The organism is Actinopolyspora lacussalsi subsp. righensis, assembly GCF_900116555.1.
Taxonomy (GTDB): Bacteria; Actinomycetota; Actinomycetes; order Mycobacteriales; family Pseudonocardiaceae; genus Actinopolyspora; species Actinopolyspora lacussalsi.
Genome location: NZ_FPAT01000006.1, coordinates 187,941 through 210,543 on the forward strand (window position 1 = coordinate 187,941; position 22,603 = coordinate 210,543).

A 22,603-nucleotide genomic window follows, 5' to 3' on the forward strand; every position below is an offset into this window, starting at 1 on the left:
CCGGAGAACAGGAGAGGAAACGATGTCCGACAACCTCACGAACGAGACGATGAACCCGATCTTCGCCGAACTGGCCCGCGAACTGTCCGATCCGATCGACTCCGAGATCGCCGTTTCCGAGCCGCCCGAGTTCGCGGACCTGCTGGTCGACTCGGCGCTCAGCGGCAGGCACCGCGACAGCGAGGAGGCCGGGACCGATGCCGTCGACAGCGAGTCGAGCGGAACGGGTCGGTCGGATGTGGCGGTGCTGCAGACCGCCGGTCGGCACGCCCAGTCGAATTGAGCCCGTTCGGTACGCGCCTCGCGCGGTCCGGACTCGACGTTTCGAGGCACCGGCACAACAGGGCATCGTTCGTCACACGAAGCAGTCGGGTGTCACTGCTCCGCTCCCGGCCGGAGCGGCGGAGTCGAACCGGGGTTGTTCCTGAGCGGTCATGCGTTAAGCGTCCTTTTTGGACACTTTCTGTACGGAACCGCGGAAGGCGCACTGTGTGACCCGCTTGACGTGCGTTGGGATCAGCGGCACGAAGAACAGCGTCAACACGGTCAGCACGCGGGTCGGGCTGTGCGCCGCCTCGGGGTTACTTGCGACCCCACGATGGTGAATGTACAGTCACTCACTATGCGGATGGGTTCCAGAGCGACAGCCGAGGAGCGCAGGCGCGCCGTCATCCGCAGCGCGGTGACCGTGTTCGCCCGCTCCGGGTACGAGACCAGCCCGGTTACTCGAGTGGCCGAGCACGCGGGAATCTCCTCGGCCTACGTCATGAAGTTGTTCCCACGCAAGATCGACCTGTTCGTCGCGGCGATCGGTGACTGCTACGACCGCATACTCGACGAACTCGCGGAAGCCGCCGAGGAGGCCGGGGACGCGGAGAGCGGCGAGATCCTGAACAGGATGGGAGCCCGGTACGCCGAACTGATCAGTGACCGCGACCTGTTGCTGCTACAGGTGCAGGCATTGGCCTCGACCCAGCTCCCGGAAGTGGCATCGGCCGTGCGCGACGGCGTCGGACGGATCACCTCCCTGGTGATCTCCAGGGCACGGGCCGACGCGAGCCAGGCACAGCACTTTCTGGCACGCGGCCAGTTGTGCCACCTGCTGACCGCGATCGACGCGTTCGAGACCGACGCCGACTGGGCGAACTCGCTCACGAAGGGATTCCGGCACAGCCCGGCCTCCTGACCACTGTTCTCCGCCTCAGCCGAAAGACCTCACGGCGGCGAACATCACGACGGCCGTTGTCGCCCACAAAAGTGAATGAACAGTCACTCACAAACTGGAGGGAACGATGAACCCGACCACCGGCAAACCACACGTCGTACTCGGCGCGGGTCCCGCCGGCAGAACCCTCGTGGACGAACTGCTCGCACGTGGCCTGCGGGTACGACACGTCAACCGCACCCCGATCGACGACGTTCCCGCCGGAGTCGAAACGGTGACGGCCGACATCTCCTCACCCGATCGGGCGGTGGCGGCGACCGAGGGAGCCGCGACGATCTACCACGCCGTCAACGTGCCCTACCACCTCCAGGTGGAGGCGATGCCGAACATCGGCCGAGCGGCGCTCACCGCCGCACACCGGAACGACGCGAGGCTGGTGGTGCTCGACACGCTCTATCCCTACGGCGAGGCCGACGGCGCGGCGATCACGGAACAGACCCCTTGGGAGGCGACGAGCCGCAAGGGTCGGATGCGCGCCGCGCTGGACCATGCCTACCTGGACGCGCACCACACCGGCGAAGCGAGAGTCGCACTGGGACGAGCCGCCGACTTCTACGGGCCGCGGGTGGTGAACTCCACGCTGGGAGGAGCGTTCTTCCCCGCCGTGCTGACCGGCGAGCCCGCCCTGGGATTCGGCGACATCACACTGCCGCACAGCTACTCCTACCTGCCCGACATCGCCACCGGGCTGGTCGACCTCGGGACCACCACCGACGAGGCGGCGATCGGTCGGGTGTGGCACCTGCCCACGGTGCCCGCGGTCAGCACCGAGCACATCCACGCACTCGTCGAACGGATCATCGGCGACGGCATCACCACACGGGTGCTCGACCAACCGGTGGCCACCGGACCGTTCGACGAGCGGTTCATGAGCGAGTACGCCGAGATCTTCTACCAGCACCTCGTGCCGCAGAACATGGTCTCGACACCGTTCGAGCGGCACTTCGACCGTCGACCCACCCCGCTCGTCGACGGCTTGCGCGCCACCGTCGAGTGGTATCGCGACTTCCTGACCGCTCGACAGGACACCCGGAATCCGTAACGGAAGGCTCGCACCGCAGCGAAGCACCGGACGACTCGGGGAACGACACGGGCAGCGACCACAGCTCCGGGCGACCTCGCCACGGGCCCGGTAGGCGTCACGACGCGGGACTGCGGGCGACCAGGCGCTCCACCATACCGAGCTTGAACCTCTCGTGCCGCTGCAGCTCGAAACCGGCCGCGCGGACCTGCTCGATCGGACGACGCCGGAAGTGCTCCCCAGCCTGCGGAACCATGACCAGATCCAGCAGTCGCTGCACCACCCGCACCGGCCGAGAGGTACTCACCACGTGATCGGCCAACAACAGCAATCCACCCGGCTTGAGCACACGATCCATCTCGGAGAACGCGGCGCGGACATCGGGAACCGCGCACAGCGAGAAGGTGCAGACGACCGTGTCGAACGAGGAATCCGGGAAGGCCAACCGCTGCGCGTCACCGATGCCGAGTTCCACCGAACGCCCCGATCTCTCGGCGCGACGGCGCGCCTGGTCGAGCATCCCCGTGCTGATGTCCACCCCCGTCAATCGAATCCCGGCCGGATACCGGTCGAGGTTGAGCCCGGTGCCGATGGCCACCTCCAGCACCTCCCCCTCCGCCAACCCGCACAACCACTGCCTGGTGTCACCGAAGAAGCGACGCTCGATGCGCCCCATCTGCCGGTCGTAGCTCGGGGACTGCCGATCCCAGTGCCGCCGGGATCGCTCGAGTTTCGTTGCCGTCGTCCGCATTTCCCACCTGTGCTTTCCGCTTCGGCGCTTGTCGACCGGAGACGACATTCAAACTACTCCCGAACGACAACGGCGTGCCGTTTCCGGGATTCGCGAAGCACCGAGGCAACCGAGGCGGCCACCGAAGAGGTGCCGCTCCCGTGCGCATGCGGGATGCCCGGCGTGCGTCACTCGGAAACCCGGCTTCGTCCGACCGGGCGTATCCACCGGGCGCGGACCCGAGGCGGGAATCTCAGCGGGTGGTTCGACGCTTCTCCACCCGATCCCGCCGAGCCGCGACGAACAGCGGCACCAACCCGGCGACGAAGAGCACGAGGAACACCGGTAGCGGCCACCAGCCGACCTCGGCCGTCCGTGTGGTGCGCCACTGGACGGCGCACAGCGGTAGCAGCGCCGTGCCCAGGGCGGCGTTGAGCACCAGGACCGCCCTGGCCTGCCGCACCGCCGAGGCTCCGGTGGCGGGGCGCTTGACCGCGCCGGTACGAGCGGCGGACGGCAGCTCGTTCTCGGGGTCGGTCCGTGCGACGGCGAAGGCGGCGCCCGCGAACAGCACCGTGGTCGCGATGTAGAGGAAGACGGGCACGAAGGCGGAGCCGACGGATTTGCGTGCCCACGCGTCGACCCCACCCGGGCCGATGTGCTGAGGCACCGTCTCGGGCAGCTCGGGATACACCGCCGCTCCCCAAGCACTCATGCCGACCAGGAGCACGAGACTCGGCACCAACCACGGCCACGGGAACCGTGGCCTGCTCTCCGTGGACATCGCACATCACCCCGCTGAAGCGTCCCCGCCCCGGAACGCCCCCTGTACGGCACCGTGGCGGGCAGTTGTGAAATTTCGCCGAGCTCGACGAAGCCCACCACGGAGAAACACCGCGCCGGGCACGCGGCGCCGTCAGAGCGGGTTGAGACGGGCCTTGAGCAGGCAGAACGCGTTGCCCTCGGGATCGGCGAGGACGTTCCACTGCTCCTCGCCGGTCTGGCCGATGTCGGCCGGGCGCGCCCCGAGCGCGCGGAGGCGTTCGAGTTCGGCGTCCTGATCACGATCAGTGGGGTTGAGATCGATGTGCAGTCGAGACTTCCCCTGACCCGGCTCGCCCCCGCTCCGGAGGATGATCGTCGGCTGTGGACCACCGAACCCTTCGCGCGGCCCGATCTCGATGGCGTAGTCCTCCCCGGCGTATTCGCGACCGAGCTCCACGAAGTCCAGGACCTCGCACCAGAACCGCGCCAGCACCTCGGGATCGCGGCAATCGAGCACGAGCTCACCGATACGACACGCCATTGACGAAACCTGCTTTCAGCTCAGCGACCGGACGGCCAGGCGCGGATCTCTCGAGCTCCCACCGTGAGAACCGCTCGAGATCGTAATGGGCGACTCGAACAGGCGCGAAGGATTTTTCGAATCCGCGACCGACCGTGCGACACACGTGACCGCAAGGTTTCAGCGGTTTCCGCTGCCGGGGAGTCCGGCTCGGCGACTGTGCCCCGGGTATGCCCCGGGACGCATCACGCGGTGGAACACGAAAAAGGACCAGGCCACATGACCTGGTCCCTCGATGGTGGAGACGAGGGGAATCGAACCCCTAACCCCCGCCTTGCAAAAGCGGTGCTCTGCCGATTGAGCTACGTCCCCTCGCAGCGCCGAAGCACTGCCCCACGGCCCGCGGACAACGTTGCCCGATCGGTGGTGTCGTAGTGGGACACCCCGAAGCGCGGCCGAACCGCGGTTCGCTCAGACCTCCGCGGTAGCTTCACGCCACAGATCGGCCTCCGCCTTGGCCGCGGTCTTGCGACGCACGACGAACAGGACGGCACCGGCAACAGCAGCGAGAACGAGCAGCTTCTTCACTTCGGACGCCTCCTACTACGAACGTATGCCGCCGCCGCGATAATCGCAGCGGCGGCACGTGTCACGTGGGCCTAGGAGGACTTGAACCTCCGACCTCTTCGTTATCAGCAAAGCGCTCTAACCGACTGAGCTATAGGCCCTGCGTGCGGTTATAGATACTACACACCCACACGATCGTCTTCCAAAGGGGGGTCCCCTTCACCGCCCCGAGTGACGATCGCCCCCGGAGCGGACTCCCGGAACCCCAGGTCAACCGGGGAACCGGGAGTCAAACGGAACCTCACTCCCGTTCGGAAAGGGTCACCTCGACCCCACCGACGAAGTCCGCCGCCACGTTGTAGATGAACCCGGCGACGGTGGCCAGGGCGGTGAACAGCACGATGTTGACCGCACCGATCATCGAGGCCACCGCGAACACCCGCACCGGGCTGATCAACGGCTGGCTCAACGAGTTCTCGGGCTGGGTCAGCTCACTGAACGTCCCGTTGAGCTGCTCCCAGACCCCCATACCGCCGAGCACCCCGTACAGCACCGCCACGGCGATCAACCACACGAAGAACAGCGTGACGCTGAGCATGAGTGCCAGCTTGAGCACCGACCACGGATCCACCCGCCGAATCTGCAGGCTCGCCCGCCGAGGACCGCGACTCGGCCGACGCGGCGCACCCTGAGTGGCCGCCCCACCGCGAGCGCCGCCCCCCATGCCCAGCGAGATTCCCGCACGGGCCGATTCCGCGGCACCGTCACCGGCGGAGTCCCCGAGGGACTGCGAACCGGCGGGCTGGGAGGCCGAGCCACCGGGATGCGGAATCCGGTGCGTTTCCTCCTCCTCGTATCCCGTCCCCGAGTCCGCGCCACGATGCCCGTCCGAGTCGTCCGAAACCTCCGTGGCACCCGAGGAGGTGTCCGCCGAGGCGGCGGAAGCGCTCATCGAGCCACCCACTCGCTGCCAGGGAGGAGTGCCCCCGGAACCGTCGACCTCACTGCTGGAGCCCTTCGCGCCACCGGCCGAACCACGCGAATCCCCACCGCTCTCGGCAGCGTCCGTGGACATCCCCTCGGAAACCGAGGTGGTCGCCTCCGCCGTCGTAGTGGTCGAGGTCGTTTCCTGCTCGCCGGTTGAACGGGACTCCGATTCCTGCGGCTTGTCCGAAGATGTCACGAGCGATCCTTCACTGATCGTCGGCTGCCTGCCACGCGGGGTGCCCCGCGCCTACTTTCGTTGCTCCGGGCCGGCTGCGTCCGGATCGGCGGCTTCATCGGCGTTGCGCGCGATGGCCACCAGCGAGTTCCCCTCACCCAGATCCATCAGGCGCACCCCCTTCGTCTGCCTACCGGCCTTGCGCACCTCCTTGGCGGTGGTGCGAATGACCCCGCCCGTGGAGGTGATCGCGTAGAGCTCATCCTCCAGTTCGGCGATGAGCGCTGCCACTAGCCTGCCACGTTTCCGGTCGTGCTGAATGGTCAACACGCCCTTACCGCCGCGTCCCTGCACCGGGTACTCGTCGATGGGCGTGCGTTTGGCGTACCCACCCTGGGTCGCGACCAGCACGTAACGGTCCTCGTGGCAGACGCCCATGGCCAGCAGCTCGTCACCGGAGTTGAACCGCATCCCCAACACGCCGGAGGTGGCACGTCCCATCGGGCGCAGCACCTCGTCACTGGCGTTGAAGCGGATGGACTGCCCCTCGGCCGAGACCAGCAGCAGGTCGTCCTCCGGCGAGCAGAGCACGGCACCGACCAGCTCGTCGCCGTCCTTGAGGTTGACGCCGATCAGCCCACCGGAACGGTTGGAGTCGAAGTCGGTGAGCTTGGACTTCTTGACCAGCCCGTTCTTGGTGGCCAGCACCAGGTACGGGGCGACGGTGTAGTCCTTGATCTGCATCACCTGGGCGATGTGCTCGTCCGGCTGGAACGCGAGCAGGTTCGCCACGTGCTGCCCGCGGGCGGTGCGGTTCGCCTCCGGCAGCTCGTAGGCCTTGGCACGGTAGACCCGCCCCTTGTTGGTGAAGAACAGGATCCAGTCGTGCGTGGAGCACACGAAGAAGTGCGAGACGATGTCGTCCTGCTTCAGCGCGGCGCCCTGCACACCCTTGCCGCCGCGCTTCTGGGCCCGGTAGAGATCGGTACGGGTCCGCTTGGCGTAACCGGTTCGGGTGATGGTCACCACCACGTCCTCGTCCGCGATGAGGTCCTCCATGGAAACCTCACCCTCGTACGGGACGATCCTGGTGCGTCGCTCCTCGCCGTGCTTGTGCACGATCTCCATCAGCTCGTCGCGCACGATCAGGCGCTGCCGCTCCGGCTTGGCCAGGATGTCGTTGAGATCGGCGATCTGCGTCTCGATCTCAGCCAGCTCGTCCAGCAGCTTCTGCCGCTCCAGCGCGGCCAGCTTGCGCAGCTGCATGTCCAGGATCGCGGTGGCCTGGTCCTCGTCGATGCCGAGCAGCTCGATCAGTCCGGAACGGGCGTCGTCCACGGTCGACGAGCCCCGGATCAGGTTGATGACCGCGTCCAGCTGATCCAGCGCCAGCGTCAGCCCGCGCAGGATGTGGGCACGCCGTTCGGCGCGCTGCAGGCGGTGCCTGGTGCGCCGCACGATCACGTCGATCTGGTGCCGCACGTAGTAGCGGATCACCTGGTCCAGCCGCAGGGTGCGGGGCACGCCGTCGACCAGCGCCAGCATGTTGACGCCGAAGGTGGTCTGCAGCTGGGTGTGCTTGTAGAGGTTGTTGAGCACGACCTTGGGGATCGCGTCCCGCTTGAGCGTGACCACGATGCGCATCCCGCGCCGACTGTTGGACTCGTCGGCGATGTCGGTGATCCCCGAGATCTTGCCCTCACGATGCATCGTGGCGATGTTCTCGATCAGGTTGTCCGGGTTGACCTGGTACGGGAGCTCGGTGACCACCAGCGAGGTGCGCCCCTTGGCATCCTCCTCCACGTCGACCACCGCGCGCATCCGGAGCGAGCCGCGGCCCGTGCGGTAGGCGTCGGCGATCGCGTTGGTGCCCATGATCATCGCGTGGGTCGGGAAGTCCGGCCCCTTGATGCGCTCGATCATGGCCTCGAGCAGCTCGTCGTCGGTGGCCTCGGGATTGTCCAGCGCCCAGACCACGCCGTCGGCGACCTCGCGCAGGTTGTGCGGCGGGATGTTGGTCGCCATCCCCACCGCGATGCCGCCACCGCCGTTGACCAGCAGGTTGGGGATGCGCGAGGGCAGGACGTCCGGCTCCTGCGTGCGCCCGTCGTAGTTGTCCGAGAACTCGACGGTGTCCTCTTCGATCTCGGCCAGCATGCTCATCGCCAGCGGCGCCAGCCGGGATTCGGTGTTGTGACTGACGAACCCGTTGGTAACGAAGGAGTGGTCGTCACTGTCCACCCGGAGGCTGTAGACCGGCTGGGGCCCGGCATCGGTGACCGATTCGACCTCGGCGTAGTAGAATCTGCCGTCCACCAGGGGCTCGACAACGTCGAGAACCTCGGAGTCGGTGATCCGGCTCGTGATCTCGGCACGATCCGTTTCCCAGCGCTCGATGCGGTCCACGTTGTGCCGCCGCAGCCAGTCGCGCTCCGTCCAGCGTTCGGCGCCGCGCTCCCTGATGTAGTCAGCGACGTACGGAACGTGGTCGTGACTCATAGCCGTGCTGCGTGCCGGGATCTCGTCGAGAATTCCGGCCAGTTTCCGTTGCTTGGTGTCGTGGAAGCCGATACGACCGGCGAACAGTCGAGCATCCCGACGATTGGTGACAACGATCTTGAACTCACCCGAGGCGTATTCGGAGATCTTGGAGACGATCCCGAACTCGAGCAACAGTTGCTGAACCTCCCCCGCCAGCCGACGGCTGTAGGTGGAGTAGGAGATCTGTACCGAATTGCGCGGCAACGCGGAGCACGAACCGTCGCCGGTGAACAGCCCGATCAGGAAGGCCCGCTTGGTTTCACTTCCCTCGCGCCACACGAACTCCGGGACCGTCTTGTCCGCGCTCCGATCTCCGATGAGCTCAGCGAGGACACTCTCCCGGAACTTCGACATGTCCTGAATGTCGAGCTCGTGAAGCGTGTTACCGGAAGCGATCCGCCGCGAGGAGACATACCTCGGACCACCAACCACCGCATCGTAGAGCTCGACCACGTAGCGGAAGAAGTCCTCGTCCAGATTGTTGAAACCAGCACGGCCCGGTGAAGCGAAACCCTCGCTAACGAAGGCTCCAGCCAGTAGCGCTCGCTCCCGTTCCCAGGGCAACGGCTCACCCTGCGAAGGTTCGCTCCGCTGCATGACGACGTGGTCGCCGGGGCCGATCTCCTCCAGCAGCTTCCACAGCAGGGTCGGAACGCCGAGCACCTTCGTAAGGCACAACACCGGATGGTTGTACGTTCCGGTCAGCTCGTAGCCGCCCTTGGTGCGCAGCCTGAGAGTCGGGTGCTCACCCGAGTGGAAGAGCTTCTCGGCACGTACCGGATCGCCGGAGCGTCCGAGCACCTTGAGATCGATGTCGTTGTCGCTGTTCGGCCGCGCGTCCGGCACGATGTCGCCGATGCGCGCCGACGAACCGTCGGCCAGTTTCACCAGGGTGTCACCAGTTACGCAGTAGCGCATGGCGGCGGCCGGATCGTTGCCGGGCGAGCCGAAGTTGCCCTGGCCGTCGATGAGCACGTTGCGCATCGACCACGGCTGGGCCATCCGCACCAGGGTGTCGTAGATCGCGGAGTCGCCGTGCGGGTGGTAGTTACCCATCACGTCGCCGACCACGCGCGAGCACTTCACGTAGGAGCGGTCGGGCCGGAACCCGGAGTCGTACATCGCGTACAGCACCCTGCGGTGCACCGGTTTGAGCCCGTCGCGCACGTCGGGCAGCGCCCGCGCCACGATGACGCTCATGGCGTAGTCGATGTAGGAGTTCTGCATCTCCTGCTGGAGATCGACCGGTTCGACTCGGCCACCCTCCGGGGGCAAGGTCTCGGTCATACCGTCCTTCTCTTCGCTGGGTTGGCGGTCGCGGTTCGCCCGGTGGCCCCGTCGGGTACGCGGCCCGACCACCGCCGGACGAGCACGCGGGGTCGTGGGGATTCGGCGCGGGCGCCGATCAGACGTCGAGCAGTCGGACGCCCTTGGCGTTGCGGGTGATGAAGGAGCGGCGCGCTTCCACGTCCTCGCCCATCAACACGCTGAACAGCTCGTCGGCCGTGGCCGCGTCGTCCAGGCTGACCTGCATCAGCACGCGGTTGTCGGGATCCATGGTGGTTTCCCAGAGCTCGGGGGCGTTCATCTCGCCCAGCCCCTTGTACCGCTGGATGCCCTCCTCCTTGGGCAGCTTGCGCCCCTCCTCGGCGCCCTGCTGCAGCACCGCGTCGCGCTCGCGGTCGCTGTAGACGTACTGCGGCTGCGAACGCGGCCACTTGATCTTGTAGAGCGGCGGGCTGGCCAGGTAGACGTGCCCGTTCTCGATCAGCGGTCGCATGAACCGGAACAGCAGCGTGAGCAGCAGCGTGCGGATGTGCTGCCCGTCCACGTCGGCGTCGGCCATCAGCACGATCTTGCTGTAGCGCAGCTTGGACAGGTCGAACTCGTCGTGGATGCCCGTGCCCAGGGCGGTGATGATCGACTGGACCTCGTTGTTCTTGAGGACCTTGTCGATCCGCGACTTCTCCACATTGATGATCTTGCCTCGGATGGGCAGGATCGCCTGATAGCGGGACTCCCTGCCCTCCTTGGCGGAGCCGCCCGCCGAGTCGCCCTCGACGATGTAGAGCTCGCACTCGTCGGGGTTGTTGGACTGGCAGTCCTTGAGCTTGCCCGGCAGCCCGCCGATGTCCATCGCCGACTTGCGCCGCACCAGGTCCTTGGCCTTGCGGGCGGCGACCCTGGCCTGCGCGGAGGAGACCGCCTTGTTGATGATGTTCTTGGCGTCGGCGGGGTTGCGCTCGAACCAGTCGTTGAGCCACTCGAACGCGGTGGTCTGCACGAAGGACTTGACCTCGGTGTTGCCCAGCTTGGTCTTGGTCTGGCCCTCGAACTGCGGTTCGGAGACCTTGACCGAGATGATCGCGGCGAGTCCTTCGCGGACGTCGTCGCCGGTCAGGCTGCCGTCCTTGTCCTTGAGGAGCTTCTTCTCCTTGGCGTAGGAGTTGACGACCCTGGTCAGTGCCGAGCGGAAGCCCTCCTCGTGGGTACCGCCCTCGTGGGTGTTGATCGTGTTGGCGAAGGTGTAGACCGACTGGTTGAACCCCTCGTTCCACTGCATCGCGATCTCGACCTCGTGCCCCTCGCCGGCCGCACTGAAGCTCACGATCTTCTTGTGGATGGGGTCCTTGGTGTGGTTGATGTGCGCGACGAAGTCCTCCAGGCCACCCGGGTAGTGGAACACCCGTTCGGCGGCGCGGGCGGACTCGCCGGAGGCGTCCTCCCCCGAGCTGTCCTCGGCGGCGGCGCGCTCGTCCCGCAGCACGATGCGCAGCCCCTTGTTGAGGAAGGCCATCTCCTGCAGCCGCCTGGCGATGGTCTCGGCGTCGAACCGCGTGGTCTCGAAGATCTCCGGATCGGCCCAGAAAGTGATGCTGGTGCCGGTCTCACTGGTGCGCTCGCCCCGCTCCGGGGACGAGACGGGTTTGGAGTCCTCGTAGCGCTGCCGCCACACGTGGCCGTCGCGGTGCACCTCGGCCTCGAGTCCGGTGGACAACGCGTTGACGACCGAGACGCCGACACCGTGCAGCCCGCCGGAGACCGCGTAGCTGTCACCGCCGAACTTGCCGCCCGCGTGCAGCATCGTCAGCACGACTTCCAGCGTGGGTTTCTTCTCCACGGGGTGCTCGTCCACCGGGATACCGCGCCCGTCGTCGGTTACGCGGACGCCGCCGTCGGCGAGCAGTGTGACGGTGACCTCGCTGGCATGGCCTGCCATCGCCTCGTCCACCGAGTTGTCCACAACCTCCTGCACAAGATGGTGCAGGCCGCGTTCACCGGTCGAGCCGATGTACATGCCGGGACGCTTGCGGACTGCCTCAAGGCCCTCGAGAACGGTGATGGATGAAGCGCTGTATTCGTTCTTCTTCGCTGTCACGGGCCTCGGAGTCTCCTAGAGCCGAATCGCTTGAGTCTGCGGCCCGCACGGCGGGATCGGCGAAGCCGCCCCGCGGGCCGGGGCCGGTACGACCCCACCGCCGTCCGGTACTGGAACGCCACGACACCGACGAACGAACCGGACCCGCCACCATTCTACTGGTCGGCCCTGTCAGAAAGCCGCCAAGGACACCTCTGACTTGCTCACAGAGCCACCAAAACGGATCAGGACACCTTTAAAGGGCGGCGAACACGACATGGGGATTCTGACTTGTAGCCTGCCGTCCGGTACAACCCGGGTGCCCGAACCGCGCGAGCCTCACCCGAAAGCGGGACGCCACCATCACGGACCGCCCGGTTCCACCCGGCTCTCGGCGGTGTTCCTTCCCGTCGGTGGTTCCCACCGATCCCCGAGACGCCCCACGCGCCGGGAACGCACCGCCACCCCGCGAAGGGATCACCCGTAGGTGTCGCGCGGTCCCCTCCCGGAGATGTGCCGGGGCCCGTGCCGCCAGCTGGGCGCCGCCGGACCGGACACCTTGATCCGCCGCACCACCCGGCTGCCGAGGCCGTCCGCGATCCGTTGCACGAGCTGGCGCTGCAACAACCGGAGCTCGGTGGCCCACGCCGTGGACTCCGCCCGCAGCGTGAGCACCCCCTCGCTCAGCTCGACCGGCTCGCTGTGCGCCGCGATCTCCTCCCCCACGAGTTCCGCCCAGCGCCCGAACAGCTGGCCGCCGGTCAACCGCTCGGACCACCCCCTGGCGTCGACGACCCGCCGGAGCAGTCGCCCCAGCTCCTGCGGATCCCGGTCGTCGGCGTCGGGGCCGGACCAGCCACGGCTGCGCCGAGTGCGGCCGGTCGGGCGTGCGCCCCGGCCACGGGGGCGTGCTTTGGACTTCTCGCGCGCCGCCTGCAACGCCGCGCGGGCCAGGTCCGAACCCGTCGTCCGTTCGCCCGCTGCCCCAACGGGTTCGGGTCCCGCGGCCCGGCGATCGGCAGATGTGGTGTCGCGGGAACTCGAAGCACCCTTCGAGTTGTCCACACTGTCCACAGTTCGATCCCCAACCGTGGCCCCGTGCTCCGAGTCGCCACCGCCGGGTGAGGTAAGGGACCGGCCCGACGCTGGTCGTGCCGGCCGCCAGGACGCGAACAACGCGTCACGCTCGGCCGCGGACCTGGGTCGTCCTCCGAACTCATTCGGCACGCCGCACCTCCCCCTCGCGCACGTCGAACCGAACCCCCGACAGTTCGGCGGGAACGTCCTCGGCCACGGCCGCGGTCACCAGCACCTGTTCCGCCCCGGCCACCGATCGGGCCAACCGGGCGCGGCGCCGCGCGTCCAGCTCCGCGAAGACGTCGTCCAGGAGCAGCACGGGTTCGGCACCATCCTCGGACAGTAGGTGATACGAGGCCAGTCGCAACGCGAGCGCGAACGACCAGGACTCGCCGTGACTGGCATATCCCTTGGCCGGAGCCTGCCCCAGCACCAGCTCCAGGTCGTCGCGATGCGGCCCCGACAGCGACACACCGCGCTCCAACTCCTGCTGCCTGGACTCGCCGAGCCGCGTCAGCAGGGCGGACTCGATCGTGACGGGATCGGCCCGTGTGCCGTGCGGGGTACCGTACTCCTCGGGCAGTCCCGGCACGCTGCCGCGATAGGCCAGCTCGGCCACCCGGGACGCGGGGCCCTCCTCCGGCTGCGACCCGTCAGCGGCGACCTCGGCGTAGCAACGCGTGACGTGCGGCGTCAGGTCGGCGACCAGGTCCAACCTGCCCGCCAGGAGATCGGCGCCGTACTTGGCCAGGTGGCCGTCCCAGACCTCGAGGGTGCGCAGGTCGGCCGGATCGGTGCTCCGCGCCGCGCCCGCCGACTTCAGCAGTGCGCTGCGCTGCTTGAGCACCTTCTCGTAGTCGGAACGCACCCCGGCGTAGCGCGGGGACCGGGCCACCAGCAGCTCGTCGAGGAAGTCCCGCCGCCCGCCGGGATCGCCCCGCACCAGCGCCAGGTCCTCCGGGGCGAACAGCACGGTGCGCAGGATGCCGAGGACGTCGCGCGGTTTCGTGGCCGAACCGCGGTTGATCCGCGCGCGATTGGCCCGTCCCGGGGCGATCTCCAGTTCGACGAGCAGCTCCCTGTCCTGGTTCACCACGGCCGCACGCACCACCGCGCGCTGGGCACCGTGCCTGATCAGCGGGGCGTCGTTGGGCACGCGGTGCGAACCGAGGGTAGCCACGTAGCCGAGCGCCTCGACCAGGTTCGTCTTGCCCTGACCGTTGGCGCCGACCAGCGCCGTCGGCCCGGCGTCCAGCGGAAGGTCCACGTGCTGCCAGGACCGGAAATCGGTGAGTTGCAGGTGGCGTACGTACACGACGGTCCTAGGGGCGAGGAGGCACGAACCGGGTGGGGACGTGGTGACCGCGGCGCGGCCACCACCAGCGGCTCACTCGCCGTCGCTGGACTGCACCGCGTGACCGCCGAACTGGTTGCGCAACGCGGCCACCGCCTTCATGGCGGGTGAGTCGTCCTGCCGGGAAGCGAACCTGGCGAACAGCGCGGCGGTGATCGCCGGGGTGGGTACCGCGTGGTTGATGGACTCCTCGACGGTCCAGCGGCCCTCACCGGAGTCGGTGACATAGCCCTGCAACTGCTCCAGCTCCGGATCCTGCTCCATGGCCCGGACCAGCAGGTCCAGCAGCCAGGAACGCACCACGGTGCCGTGGCTCCAGGCCTTGATCGTGCCCGCGACATCGGTGACCAGGTCCGATGCGGCGAGCAGTTCGAAGCCCTCGGCGTACGCCTGCATCAGGCCGTACTCGATGCCGTTGTGCACCATCTTGGCGTAGTGGCCCGCGCCGACCGGGCCCGCGTGCACGAAGCCCTTGGCCCGCTCGCCCGCGGGGCGCAGCGTGTCGAAGATCGGCATGGCGCGTTGCACGTCGGCGGTCTCGCCACCCGCCATCAGGCCGTAGCCGTTGTCGGCACCCCAGACTCCGCCGGAAACGCCCACATCGACGTAGGAGATTCCGGACTCGGCCAGCAACGCCGCGTTGTCCCGGTCGTCGGTGTAGCGCGAGTTGCCGCCCTCGATCACGAGGTCACCCGGTTCGAGCAGTCCGGCGAGTTCTCGGACGGTGCTGCTGGTTGGCTCGCCGTGCGGAACCATGACCCACACGGTGCGCGGCGCGGTGAGCTCGGCCACCATGGCGGTGATCGAGGACGCGTCGGCTACCTGCTGGTCACGGTCGTAGCCCACGACCTCGTGGCCGTCCGCGCGCAGCCGCTCGCGCATGTTGTAGCCCATCTTGCCGAGACCGACCAGACCCAGTTGCACCGAAACTCCCTTTCACACACTTCGCTGGCCTCGCCCCGGCGGATCACACCGGGGCGAGGTCACAGCAACGTCGTCGCAGCCGACGTCGCACCGCGTTGGGCCGCGTGAACGTGCTGCGTTTTCAGCCCGGCATCCGAACCGGCATGAGCAGGTACAAATACCCGGGAAGCACCTCGCCGTCCTCGCCCGCGGGTTTGATCACGGCGGGACGGCTGGAAGTCGTGAAGAGCATGCGGGCCCGGTCCGCCTTGAGCGCGGACAGCCCGTCCTGCAGGTAGCTCGGGTTGAAAGCGATGGTCAGCGGCTCGCCCTCGAACTCGACCGGGAGTTCCTCCTCGGCGCTGCCCTCGTCGTCACCGCCCGCGGTCAGGCGCAGCGCGTTCTCGGAGAACTCCAGCCGCACCTGGGTGCCGCGCTCGGCGACCAGCGAGACACGCTTGATCGCGTCGGCGAGCGTCCCCACGTCGACCACGGCGGAGGTGGAGTACTCGTCGGGCAGCAGCTTGCGGTAGGGCGGGAACTCGGCGTCCAGCAGCCTGGTCGTGCTGCGGCGGGTGGTTCCGGACAGGCCGAGCAGCCCGTCGGAGGAGGCCAGCGACAGTTCCACGGTGGTGCCCGCGCCGCCCAGTGTCTTGGCCGACTCGGACAGGGTGCGTGCGGGAACCAGCACCTCGGTGTCCTCGACGGACTCGGTTGGCTGCCAGGTGAGCTCGCGCATCGCGAGCCGGAACCGGTCGGTGGCCACCAGGGTCAGCTGATCATTGTTGATCTCGATCCGCACGCCGGTGAGCATGGGCAGCGTCTCGTCCTTGCCCGCGGCCACGGCGACCTGGGCCACCGCCGAGCTGAACGAGTCGCCCTGCACGGAGCCGGCGAGTTCGGGCATCCGCGGCAGCTGTGGATAGTCCTCCACGGGCATGGTGGGGAGGCTGAAGCGGGAACTGCCGCAGGTGATGCTCACCCGGGAACCGTCGACGGTGATCTCGACGGGGCGCTGCGGCAGCGCCTTGGTGATGTCGGCGAGCAGCCTGCCGGAGACCAGCGTCCTGCCGCCGGTCTCCACCTCGGCGTCCACACCGACCTGCGCCGAGACCTCGTAGTCGAAACCGGAGATGGTCAGCTTGCCCTCGTCGGCATCCAGCAGCATCCCACCCAGCACCGGTACAGGCGGGCGTGAGGGCAGGCTACGAGCGACCCAGGCGACAGCATCGGCGAGACCGTCACGTTCCAGACGGATCTTCATGAGTGTCCTTTCGGTTCCGGTTCCACGACGTCTCGGTCGTGGAGAGCCTGGTCGAACGGGATGCGGGTGTGCTGTGCACCGCGAACCGAAGCGGGTACGGCGAATCGTGCTTCGAGCCCCCACCCAGCGCGGCGGAACCGCAGCGGCTCTCAAGCCCGATGGGTCTCCCACGGTAGAGCGTGCGCTCTGCGCCCATGACGTGGGTCCGGGGTTTCACGGCTCGTCGAGCCCGGAACTCCCGAGAAGTTGATCTTGATTCGCGGCCTTACTTCGTTTCCCCTTGTCTTTAAGAGAAAAACCAAACAACGCAGGCGTAGTAGGGGCTGTGGATATTGGGGACAACCCGGTTTTTCGCTGCTGAGCGGCCCTACCCGACTGTGGAGAATCCTGTGGGCAACTTGGGGACGAACAGGCCGCACTGTGGACCGATTTATCCACAAGCCAAGTTGTCCACAGTTGTGGTGTGTTGATCCACAGTCGATCCCCAAGATTTTCGCAGGTTGTCCCCAGTTGTTGTGGATACACCGTGATCGCTCGATCAGGTTGTGGATAAATCTGTGGACATCTTGTGGGTAACTTGGGGGTAGCTGTGGGCAAGTTCCCCGCTGTTGTGTACAGCCTGTGAGGCGATCGGGCGCTGTTCCAGCTCATCCTTGGGGATCCCGAAAGCTGTGCACAACCCCACTTCCGAGTGACTTTCAGCGGGGTTCAGATGTGGAAATTCACATTTGTGTGATCTTCGTGCTTCCCGAGTACGCAGTGTGATCAAGGTTGTGCACACTCCCGTTTTGCGCTTTTCGTTCGATTCATCGGGTGAGGTGTCCGGAAGGCGTCGGACCGCTCGGCCACCGACACGGGCGGCGTCGATCTCTCGCGAGGAAGGCCCGAGGTGGTGTAGGTCGCTACTCGATGTCGGGTCTGGCCGGAGCGAGAGCCGCACGCGAGGTTCCGCCACCCGAGCCCCTGCGACAACCGAGCCGCCGAACCCCGTTCAGAGGAACGATGCCTGCTGCTTGATCCTGGCGGTGAGTTCCTGCACGTGGTCGTAGACCCGGCGCCGCTCGGCCATCGCCTTGCGGATCTTCTTGTCGGCGTGCATCACCGTCGTGTGGTCCCGCCCACCGAAACTCTGGCCGATCTTGGGCAGCGAGGAGTCGGTGAGTTCGCGGCAGAGGTACATGGCGATCTGTCTCGCCTGGGCGAGTGCCTTGGTTTTGCCCGGGCCGCACAGATCGTCCACCGTCACGCCGAAGAACTCGGCGGTCATGGACATGATGGTCTGCGTGCTGATCTCCGGGGGCTGGGCGTCGTCCGGAATCAGATCGCGCAGCACGATCTCGGCGAGCTGCACGTCCACCGGCTGTTGGTTCAGCGATGCGAACGCGGTCACCCGGATCAGCGCGCCCTCCAACTCCCGGATGTTGCGCTCGATGCGTGCCGCGATGAACTCCAGCACTTCCGCGGGCGCGGCCAACCGGTCCTGCGCCGCCTTCTTCCGCAGGATCGCGATGCGGGTCTCCAGTTCGGGGGGCTGGATGTCGGTGATCAGTCCCCACTCGAACCGGGTGCGCAGCCGGTCCTCCAGTGTGTGCAGGCTCTTCGGCGGCCGGTCGGAGGAAACCACGATCTGCTTGTTCGAGTTGTGCAGCGTGTTGAAGGTGTGGAAGAACTCCTCCTGGGTTCCCTCCTTGCCCTCCAGGAACTGCACGTCGTCCACCAGCAGCACGTCCACGTCCCGGTAGCGCCGTTGGAAGGCCACCTGCCGGTCGTCCCGCAGCGAGTTGATGAAGTCGTTGGTGAATTCCTCGGTGGAGACGTAGCGCACCCGCATTCCCGGGAAGAGCCGCTGGGTGTAGTGGCCGACCGCGTGCAGCAGGTGGGTTTTGCCCAGTCCGGACTCTCCCCAGATGAACAGCGGGTTGTAGGCGCGCGCCGGTGCCTCCGCCCCGGCGACGGCGGCCGCGTGCGCGAACCTGTTGGAGGAGCCGATCACGAAGGTGTCGAAGGTGTACTTCGCGTTCAACCGGGTCTGGGAGGTGGGGGGACCGTTCTTGGGTGCCGTGTAGGGCTGTCCCTGCTGCTGCTCCGGTTTGTTGTCGCCGCCGAAGGTCGGCCAGATCTCGTTGGCCGCCCGCAGGGCCTCCCCCTCCTCGTCCTCCTCGGGCTCGGAGTCGCTCTCACCGTCGGCGTGCTGTTCGCCGGCCCGGTACTGCGGACCGAACGGCAGGGGGGTCATGCCCTGCCACGAGTAGTCCGACCCCGTGCTCCCGGGGCGGTGCTGCTCCGGAGGGGCCGGGGGAAGTGCCCCGCTGATCGAACCCGTGTGCGCGGTGTTGCCGTAGTCCTCGGTCTCGTGGGTGGTTTGGGGGCGTTGCCGGTGCTCGCTCGGCCTGCCGTGCCATCCCTGCGCCTCGTCCGTGGGGATGTAGCCCACCGGCCCGTTCCCCGGTGTGGCGCCGTAGCCGGTTTCGTAGGGCAGCTCGACCTGACCGACCTGCCACCGGCCCTCGTCGACGGGTTCCGGGTCGGGTTCCGGATCGGCGTCGACCGAACCGGGGACGTCCTCGCCGTCCTCCTCGCCCATGGACTGTGGCGTGACGGGGCGCGTCGGGGCGGGAACCGCGGTGTCCACTTTCACGGCCAGCGAGATCTCTCTGCCGAGCCTGCGCGAGAGCGCGTCGGTTATCGGATCCCGCAGGGCGCGCTCGATGGCCTCTTTCGCGAAGTCGCTCGGGGCCGCTAGCAGGGCGGTCCCGTCCAGCAGTCCGATGGGACGTGTCACGCGCATCCACGCGCGTTGTTGGGGTGAGAGCGTTCCCGATGACAGCTCGTGCACCACCTCGTCCCAGACCCTGCCGAGATCGGCTTGGTGGTCCGACACCGCTGAGCTCCCCTCCCCTCGTTGCCGTGGGACTCCGGATGCCCCGGTGGCGGGTTCGTGAGTTCCGCTCGGCCGGTTCCGGGTCGAATCACCTGTGTACGACAAGGTGGAAACGAGGTATCCACAGAGTTGTCCACAGCTCTGCCGAAGGTACGACAGAGCCGGAGGCCCGTGACTGTCGGGGGCGTCCGTGGCGCTCCGCCCGCTCTTGGGGGCGGTCTTGATCGAGTTCGGAAATCCCCGGCGCTATCCTGATCGCGGCGCCGGTCCCCTCGCTGACCGGCACCCCGGCTACGCGGCTCGGCGTTCGAGTAAGTACCCTCGTTGGGTCTCCCGCTGTAATGCGGGCGTTCGATGGTTGTGTCGGTCGCGAAGTCCGATCCGGCGCCCAACCTGGTTCGTCCGCACGGGATCGTGCGCGTACGACCAGAGTGCGTGCGCCTGCCGCGGATAAAGCTCCAAAGCCGCTTCCGCTTTCCAGCGCGGGGACACTTGACCGAGCCACAGCGGCCATCTTGTGCCTTGTAAGGCGCATGGTTGGCCTGTAGTAACCGGGAGAGCCGACCGTGAGCAAGGGCAAGCGCACCTACCAGCCGAACAACCGCAAACGGGCCAGGACGCATGGTTTCCGGCAGCGGATGCACACCAGGGCCGGCCGCGCCATCGTGACCGCCCGGCGCCGCAGGGGCCGTAAGCGTCTGACCGCCTGATCGGGGCGGGCCGTGCTTCCAGCGGCAGCGCGGCTCAGGCGCAGCCAGGATTTCACCCGGGTCGTACGTCGTGGACGTCGAGCGGGCAGGCCACGTCTCGTGCTGCACGCACTGACGTGCGGGACGGTGGATGCCGAACCGGCCGTGAAGTCCCGGGCTGCCGGCGATGCCGTCGCTGAACCCGACGACGAGAACAAGCGCGGAACATCCGACAGTCCGCCCACCCTGGAAAAGCGGGAGCGACCCAGGGTGGGTTTCGTCGTGAGTAAGGCCGTCGGCAACGCGGTGGTCCGGCACAGGGTGTCGCGACAGCTGCGTCATCTGATGCGTGACCGCATTCCGGTGTTGCCCGCGGGCACAATGGTGGTGGTACGAGCGCTGCCACCAGCGGCAGCGGCCACCAGTGCGGAACTCGGCCGGGACCTGGACAGGGCCGCTCGCAAGTTGGGCCTGCCGGTTCCGGGTGATCAATCGGACGGTGGTGCCCACTCCACCACGGATCCCGCGTAATGGCAGAGCAAGACCCCGGTTCGTCCGATGACTCGGCAGCGGCTCCCGTGACTCGCCCGGGGCCGATCGCCTGGCTGCTCTCGTTGCCGATCCACGTCTACCGCAAGGTCGTATCACCGATACTTCCGCCCACCTGCCGGTTCTATCCGAGTTGCAGTGCCTATGCCGTGGAGGCGCTGCGGGTTCACGGCGCTCTCAGGGGCGGTTGGCTGACGCTGCGGCGACTGTCGCGCTGTGGCCCCTGGCACCCGGGTGGGGTGGATCCGGTTCCGCCGCCCCGTGACACGCGTCGCGCCACAGATCCTTCCACCGGCGAGGAGTAGCCCGAAGTGCTGGACTTCATCAATTACCCGGTCTCGTTCATCCTGTGGTCGTGGCATGCCGTGTTCGGGGCGCTGCTCGGTCCGGACAGTGGTTTCGCCTGGGCGCTGTCCGTGATGTTCCTGGTGTTCACCCTGCGGATCCTGCTGTTCAAGCCCTTCGTGCACCAGGTCCGCTCCATGCGCAAGATGCAGGAGGTCGCGCCGCGGATACAGCAGCTGCAGCGGGACTACCCCGACGATCCGCAGCGTCTCACCGCCGAGATGCGCAAGCTGCAGTCCGAGCAGGGGTTCAATCCACTCGGTGGATGTCTGCCCATGATCGTGCAGGTCCCGGTCTTCATCGGGTTGTTCCGGGTGCTCAACGGTTTTCAGCCGAACGAGGAGAGCAACTACTTCTTCGGCGCGGAGGGGGTGCGTTCCTTCCTCGACGCCCACTTGTTCGGCGCCAGCCTTTCCGGCACGCTCACGGCTCCTGCCGAGGCGCTGAGCACTTTCGGAACCGATCGGGCCTCGATGCTGTTGGTCGGAGTTCCATTGATGATCGCGGCGGGGATCGCGACGCATTTCACCACCAGACACTCGATAGCCAGGCAGCGTGGCGAACGCACCCCCTCGCCCGCTCCGAACCAGCAGGCGATGATGAATCGGATCATGCTGTGGCTCTTTCCGGCGTTCGCCGTGGTAGCCGGCCCGTTCCTGCCGTTGGCGATCCTGCTGTACTGGTTGGCGAACAACTTCTGGACCCTCGGGCAGCAGCGTATCGTGTTTCGACGTATCGACGAGGAGGAAGCACAGCGGCAGCAGACGCCGGACGCGGCGCCCGCGGTGATCGATTCCTCGCCGGTCGAGCGCGTGGACTCCCGTGCCCGACCGGAAGACGACGAGCGAGCCGAATTGCCCGGAATACCGGAAGACCGTTCCAGCGACACGGACAAGCCGGACGAGCACCGGTGAATCCGTAAGCAGCTCCAGAGAGGAGACACCCAGTGTCCGATACCGTGCAGGAGGCCGGCCAGGACGAGCAGTCCGTGGCAGTCAGTGGTTCCGAACAGGCCACTGATCGGGACAGTGGATCGACGGCCAGAAGCGAAGCCGATCTGGTGCGCGAAGGCGATATCGCCGGTGACTACCTGGAACGGCTGTTGGACCTGCTCGACTACGACGGCGACATCGATCTGGATGTGGAGTCGGGGCGTGCCGTGGTGAGCGTGGAAGGCGGCAAGGACCTCGAGAAGCTCGTCGGTTCGCAGGGCGAGGTGCTCGAAGCCGTGCAGGAGCTCACCCGGCTGGCCGTGCAGCAGGAAACCGGGGTGCGCAGCAGGCTGATGCTCGACATCGCCGGTTGGCGCGCGAACCGGCGCGACGAACTCAGTGATCTCGGCCGTCGGACTGCCGAGAAGGTCGCGAGTACCGGTAAGACCCAGCGGCTGCGCCCGATGAGTCCGTTCGAGCGCAAGGTGGTGCACGACGCGGTCGCCGCGGTGTCGGGTGTCACCAGCGAGGGCGAGGGAGAACCGCCCAGCAGGCGTGTGGTCGTTTACCGGGCCGGGTGATTCCTCGGCGTGTGGTCGTTCCGGCCGGACCGGTTCGTTGTCATGCTGCCCCTGTGACATCGCGTCACAGGGGCAGCATTGTGTTCGGCGGGGCCCGTGGCTTCGTCCCGTGACTTTCTCGTGGGGTGGGCTCACGCGG

20 protein-coding genes and 2 tRNA genes are annotated in these 22,603 nt (G+C 67.2%); 8 read left to right on the forward strand and 14 right to left on the reverse strand.

The window, feature by feature from the left end:
- The first annotated feature begins 22 nt into the window (after window positions 1–22).
- The 3 genes from BM394_RS13030 (at window position 23) to BM394_RS13040 (ending at window position 2,267) form a co-directional block, all read left to right on the forward strand.
- Window positions 23–283, forward strand: a complete 261-nt coding sequence (locus tag BM394_RS13030) for a hypothetical protein (protein ID WP_092978129.1) — start codon at window positions 23–25, stop codon at window positions 281–283.
- 345 nt (window positions 284–628) lie between these two features.
- The gene (locus BM394_RS13035) at window positions 629–1,186 is read left to right on the forward strand and encodes a TetR/AcrR family transcriptional regulator (RefSeq protein WP_245780166.1); all 558 of its coding nucleotides are present in this window, start codon (window positions 629–631) and stop codon (window positions 1,184–1,186) included.
- A 106-nt stretch (window positions 1,187–1,292) separates the two neighbouring features.
- A complete protein-coding gene (locus tag BM394_RS13040; protein WP_092978131.1) occupies window positions 1,293–2,267 on the forward strand; it encodes an NAD-dependent epimerase/dehydratase family protein in 975 nt (324 codons plus the stop codon).
- A 97-nt stretch (window positions 2,268–2,364) separates the two neighbouring features.
- Here the strand turns inward: BM394_RS13040 and BM394_RS13045 are convergent, their stop codons facing one another.
- The 14 genes from BM394_RS13045 to dnaA form a co-directional block, all read right to left on the reverse strand.
- Window positions 2,365–2,997: a class I SAM-dependent methyltransferase gene (locus BM394_RS13045; protein WP_092978133.1), complete on the reverse strand. Its 633-nt coding sequence runs from the start codon at window positions 2,995–2,997 to the stop codon at window positions 2,365–2,367.
- Window positions 2,998–3,229: 232 nt separating this feature from the next.
- Window positions 3,230–3,760 carry a DUF1648 domain-containing protein gene (locus BM394_RS13050; RefSeq protein ID WP_092978135.1) on the reverse strand — a complete coding sequence of 177 codons (531 nt, stop codon included), beginning with the start codon at window positions 3,758–3,760 and terminating at the stop codon, window positions 3,230–3,232.
- 132 nt (window positions 3,761–3,892) lie between these two features.
- The gene (locus BM394_RS13055; protein ID WP_092978137.1) at window positions 3,893–4,282 is read right to left on the reverse strand and encodes a VOC family protein; all 390 of its coding nucleotides are present in this window, start codon (window positions 4,280–4,282) and stop codon (window positions 3,893–3,895) included.
- A 275-nt stretch (window positions 4,283–4,557) separates the two neighbouring features.
- Window positions 4,558–4,633 (reverse strand) — tRNA-Ala (locus BM394_RS13060).
- Between the two features lie 99 nt (window positions 4,634–4,732).
- Entirely contained in the window at window positions 4,733–4,849 is a 117-nt protein-coding gene (locus tag BM394_RS23025) for a DLW-39 family protein (RefSeq protein WP_130468691.1), read from the reverse strand.
- A 66-nt stretch (window positions 4,850–4,915) separates the two neighbouring features.
- A tRNA-Ile gene (locus BM394_RS13065) sits at window positions 4,916–4,989 on the reverse strand.
- A gap of 140 nt (window positions 4,990–5,129) precedes the next feature.
- Window positions 5,130–5,903: a DUF3566 domain-containing protein gene (locus tag BM394_RS13070; RefSeq protein WP_425427660.1), complete on the reverse strand. Its 774-nt coding sequence runs from the start codon at window positions 5,901–5,903 to the stop codon at window positions 5,130–5,132.
- 159 nt (window positions 5,904–6,062) lie between these two features.
- Window positions 6,063–9,818 (reverse strand): intein-containing DNA gyrase subunit A, encoded by a 3,756-nt coding sequence (gene gyrA / locus BM394_RS13075; RefSeq protein ID WP_092978139.1) that lies wholly within the window; start codon window positions 9,816–9,818, stop codon window positions 6,063–6,065.
- Between the two features lie 118 nt (window positions 9,819–9,936).
- Window positions 9,937–11,910 (reverse strand): DNA topoisomerase (ATP-hydrolyzing) subunit B, encoded by a 1,974-nt coding sequence (gyrB, locus tag BM394_RS13080; RefSeq protein WP_092978141.1) that lies wholly within the window; start codon window positions 11,908–11,910, stop codon window positions 9,937–9,939.
- Between the two features lie 456 nt (window positions 11,911–12,366).
- The gene (locus tag BM394_RS13085; RefSeq protein WP_092978371.1) at window positions 12,367–12,954 is read right to left on the reverse strand and encodes a DciA family protein; all 588 of its coding nucleotides are present in this window, start codon (window positions 12,952–12,954) and stop codon (window positions 12,367–12,369) included.
- 151 nt (window positions 12,955–13,105) lie between these two features.
- Window positions 13,106–14,281, reverse strand: a complete 1,176-nt coding sequence (recF, locus tag BM394_RS13090; RefSeq protein WP_092978143.1) for a DNA replication/repair protein RecF — start codon at window positions 14,279–14,281, stop codon at window positions 13,106–13,108.
- Between the two features lie 72 nt (window positions 14,282–14,353).
- A complete protein-coding gene (gnd, locus tag BM394_RS13095) occupies window positions 14,354–15,244 on the reverse strand; it encodes a phosphogluconate dehydrogenase (NAD(+)-dependent, decarboxylating) (protein ID WP_092925147.1) in 891 nt (296 codons plus the stop codon).
- 121 nt (window positions 15,245–15,365) lie between these two features.
- Window positions 15,366–16,487: a DNA polymerase III subunit beta gene (gene dnaN, locus BM394_RS13100; RefSeq protein ID WP_092925145.1), complete on the reverse strand. Its 1,122-nt coding sequence runs from the start codon at window positions 16,485–16,487 to the stop codon at window positions 15,366–15,368.
- Between the two features lie 991 nt (window positions 16,488–17,478).
- Window positions 17,479–19,368: a chromosomal replication initiator protein DnaA gene (dnaA, locus tag BM394_RS13105; RefSeq protein WP_092978145.1), complete on the reverse strand. Its 1,890-nt coding sequence runs from the start codon at window positions 19,366–19,368 to the stop codon at window positions 17,479–17,481.
- A gap of 566 nt (window positions 19,369–19,934) precedes the next feature.
- On the opposite strand from dnaA, the gene rpmH reads away from it, so the two are divergent.
- From rpmH to BM394_RS13130, 5 genes are read left to right on the forward strand one after another with little or no spacing between them, the layout of a single operon-like run.
- Window positions 19,935–20,078, forward strand: a complete 144-nt coding sequence (gene rpmH / locus BM394_RS13110) for a 50S ribosomal protein L34 (protein ID WP_092627947.1) — start codon at window positions 19,935–19,937, stop codon at window positions 20,076–20,078.
- 12 nt (window positions 20,079–20,090) lie between these two features.
- Window positions 20,091–20,588 carry a ribonuclease P protein component gene (rnpA, locus tag BM394_RS13115; protein WP_092978147.1) on the forward strand — a complete coding sequence of 166 codons (498 nt, stop codon included), beginning with the start codon at window positions 20,091–20,093 and terminating at the stop codon, window positions 20,586–20,588.
- Entirely contained in the window at window positions 20,588–20,911 is a 324-nt protein-coding gene (gene yidD / locus BM394_RS13120) for a membrane protein insertion efficiency factor YidD (protein ID WP_092978149.1), read from the forward strand. The genes rnpA and yidD overlap by 1 nt, the downstream gene beginning before the upstream one ends.
- Window positions 20,912–20,917: 6 nt before the next feature.
- Entirely contained in the window at window positions 20,918–21,865 is a 948-nt protein-coding gene (gene yidC, locus BM394_RS13125) for a membrane protein insertase YidC (RefSeq protein ID WP_092978151.1), read from the forward strand.
- A gap of 32 nt (window positions 21,866–21,897) precedes the next feature.
- Window positions 21,898–22,464 (forward strand): Jag family protein, encoded by a 567-nt coding sequence (locus tag BM394_RS13130; RefSeq protein WP_092978153.1) that lies wholly within the window; start codon window positions 21,898–21,900, stop codon window positions 22,462–22,464.
- The last annotated feature ends 139 nt before the right edge of the window (window positions 22,465–22,603 follow it).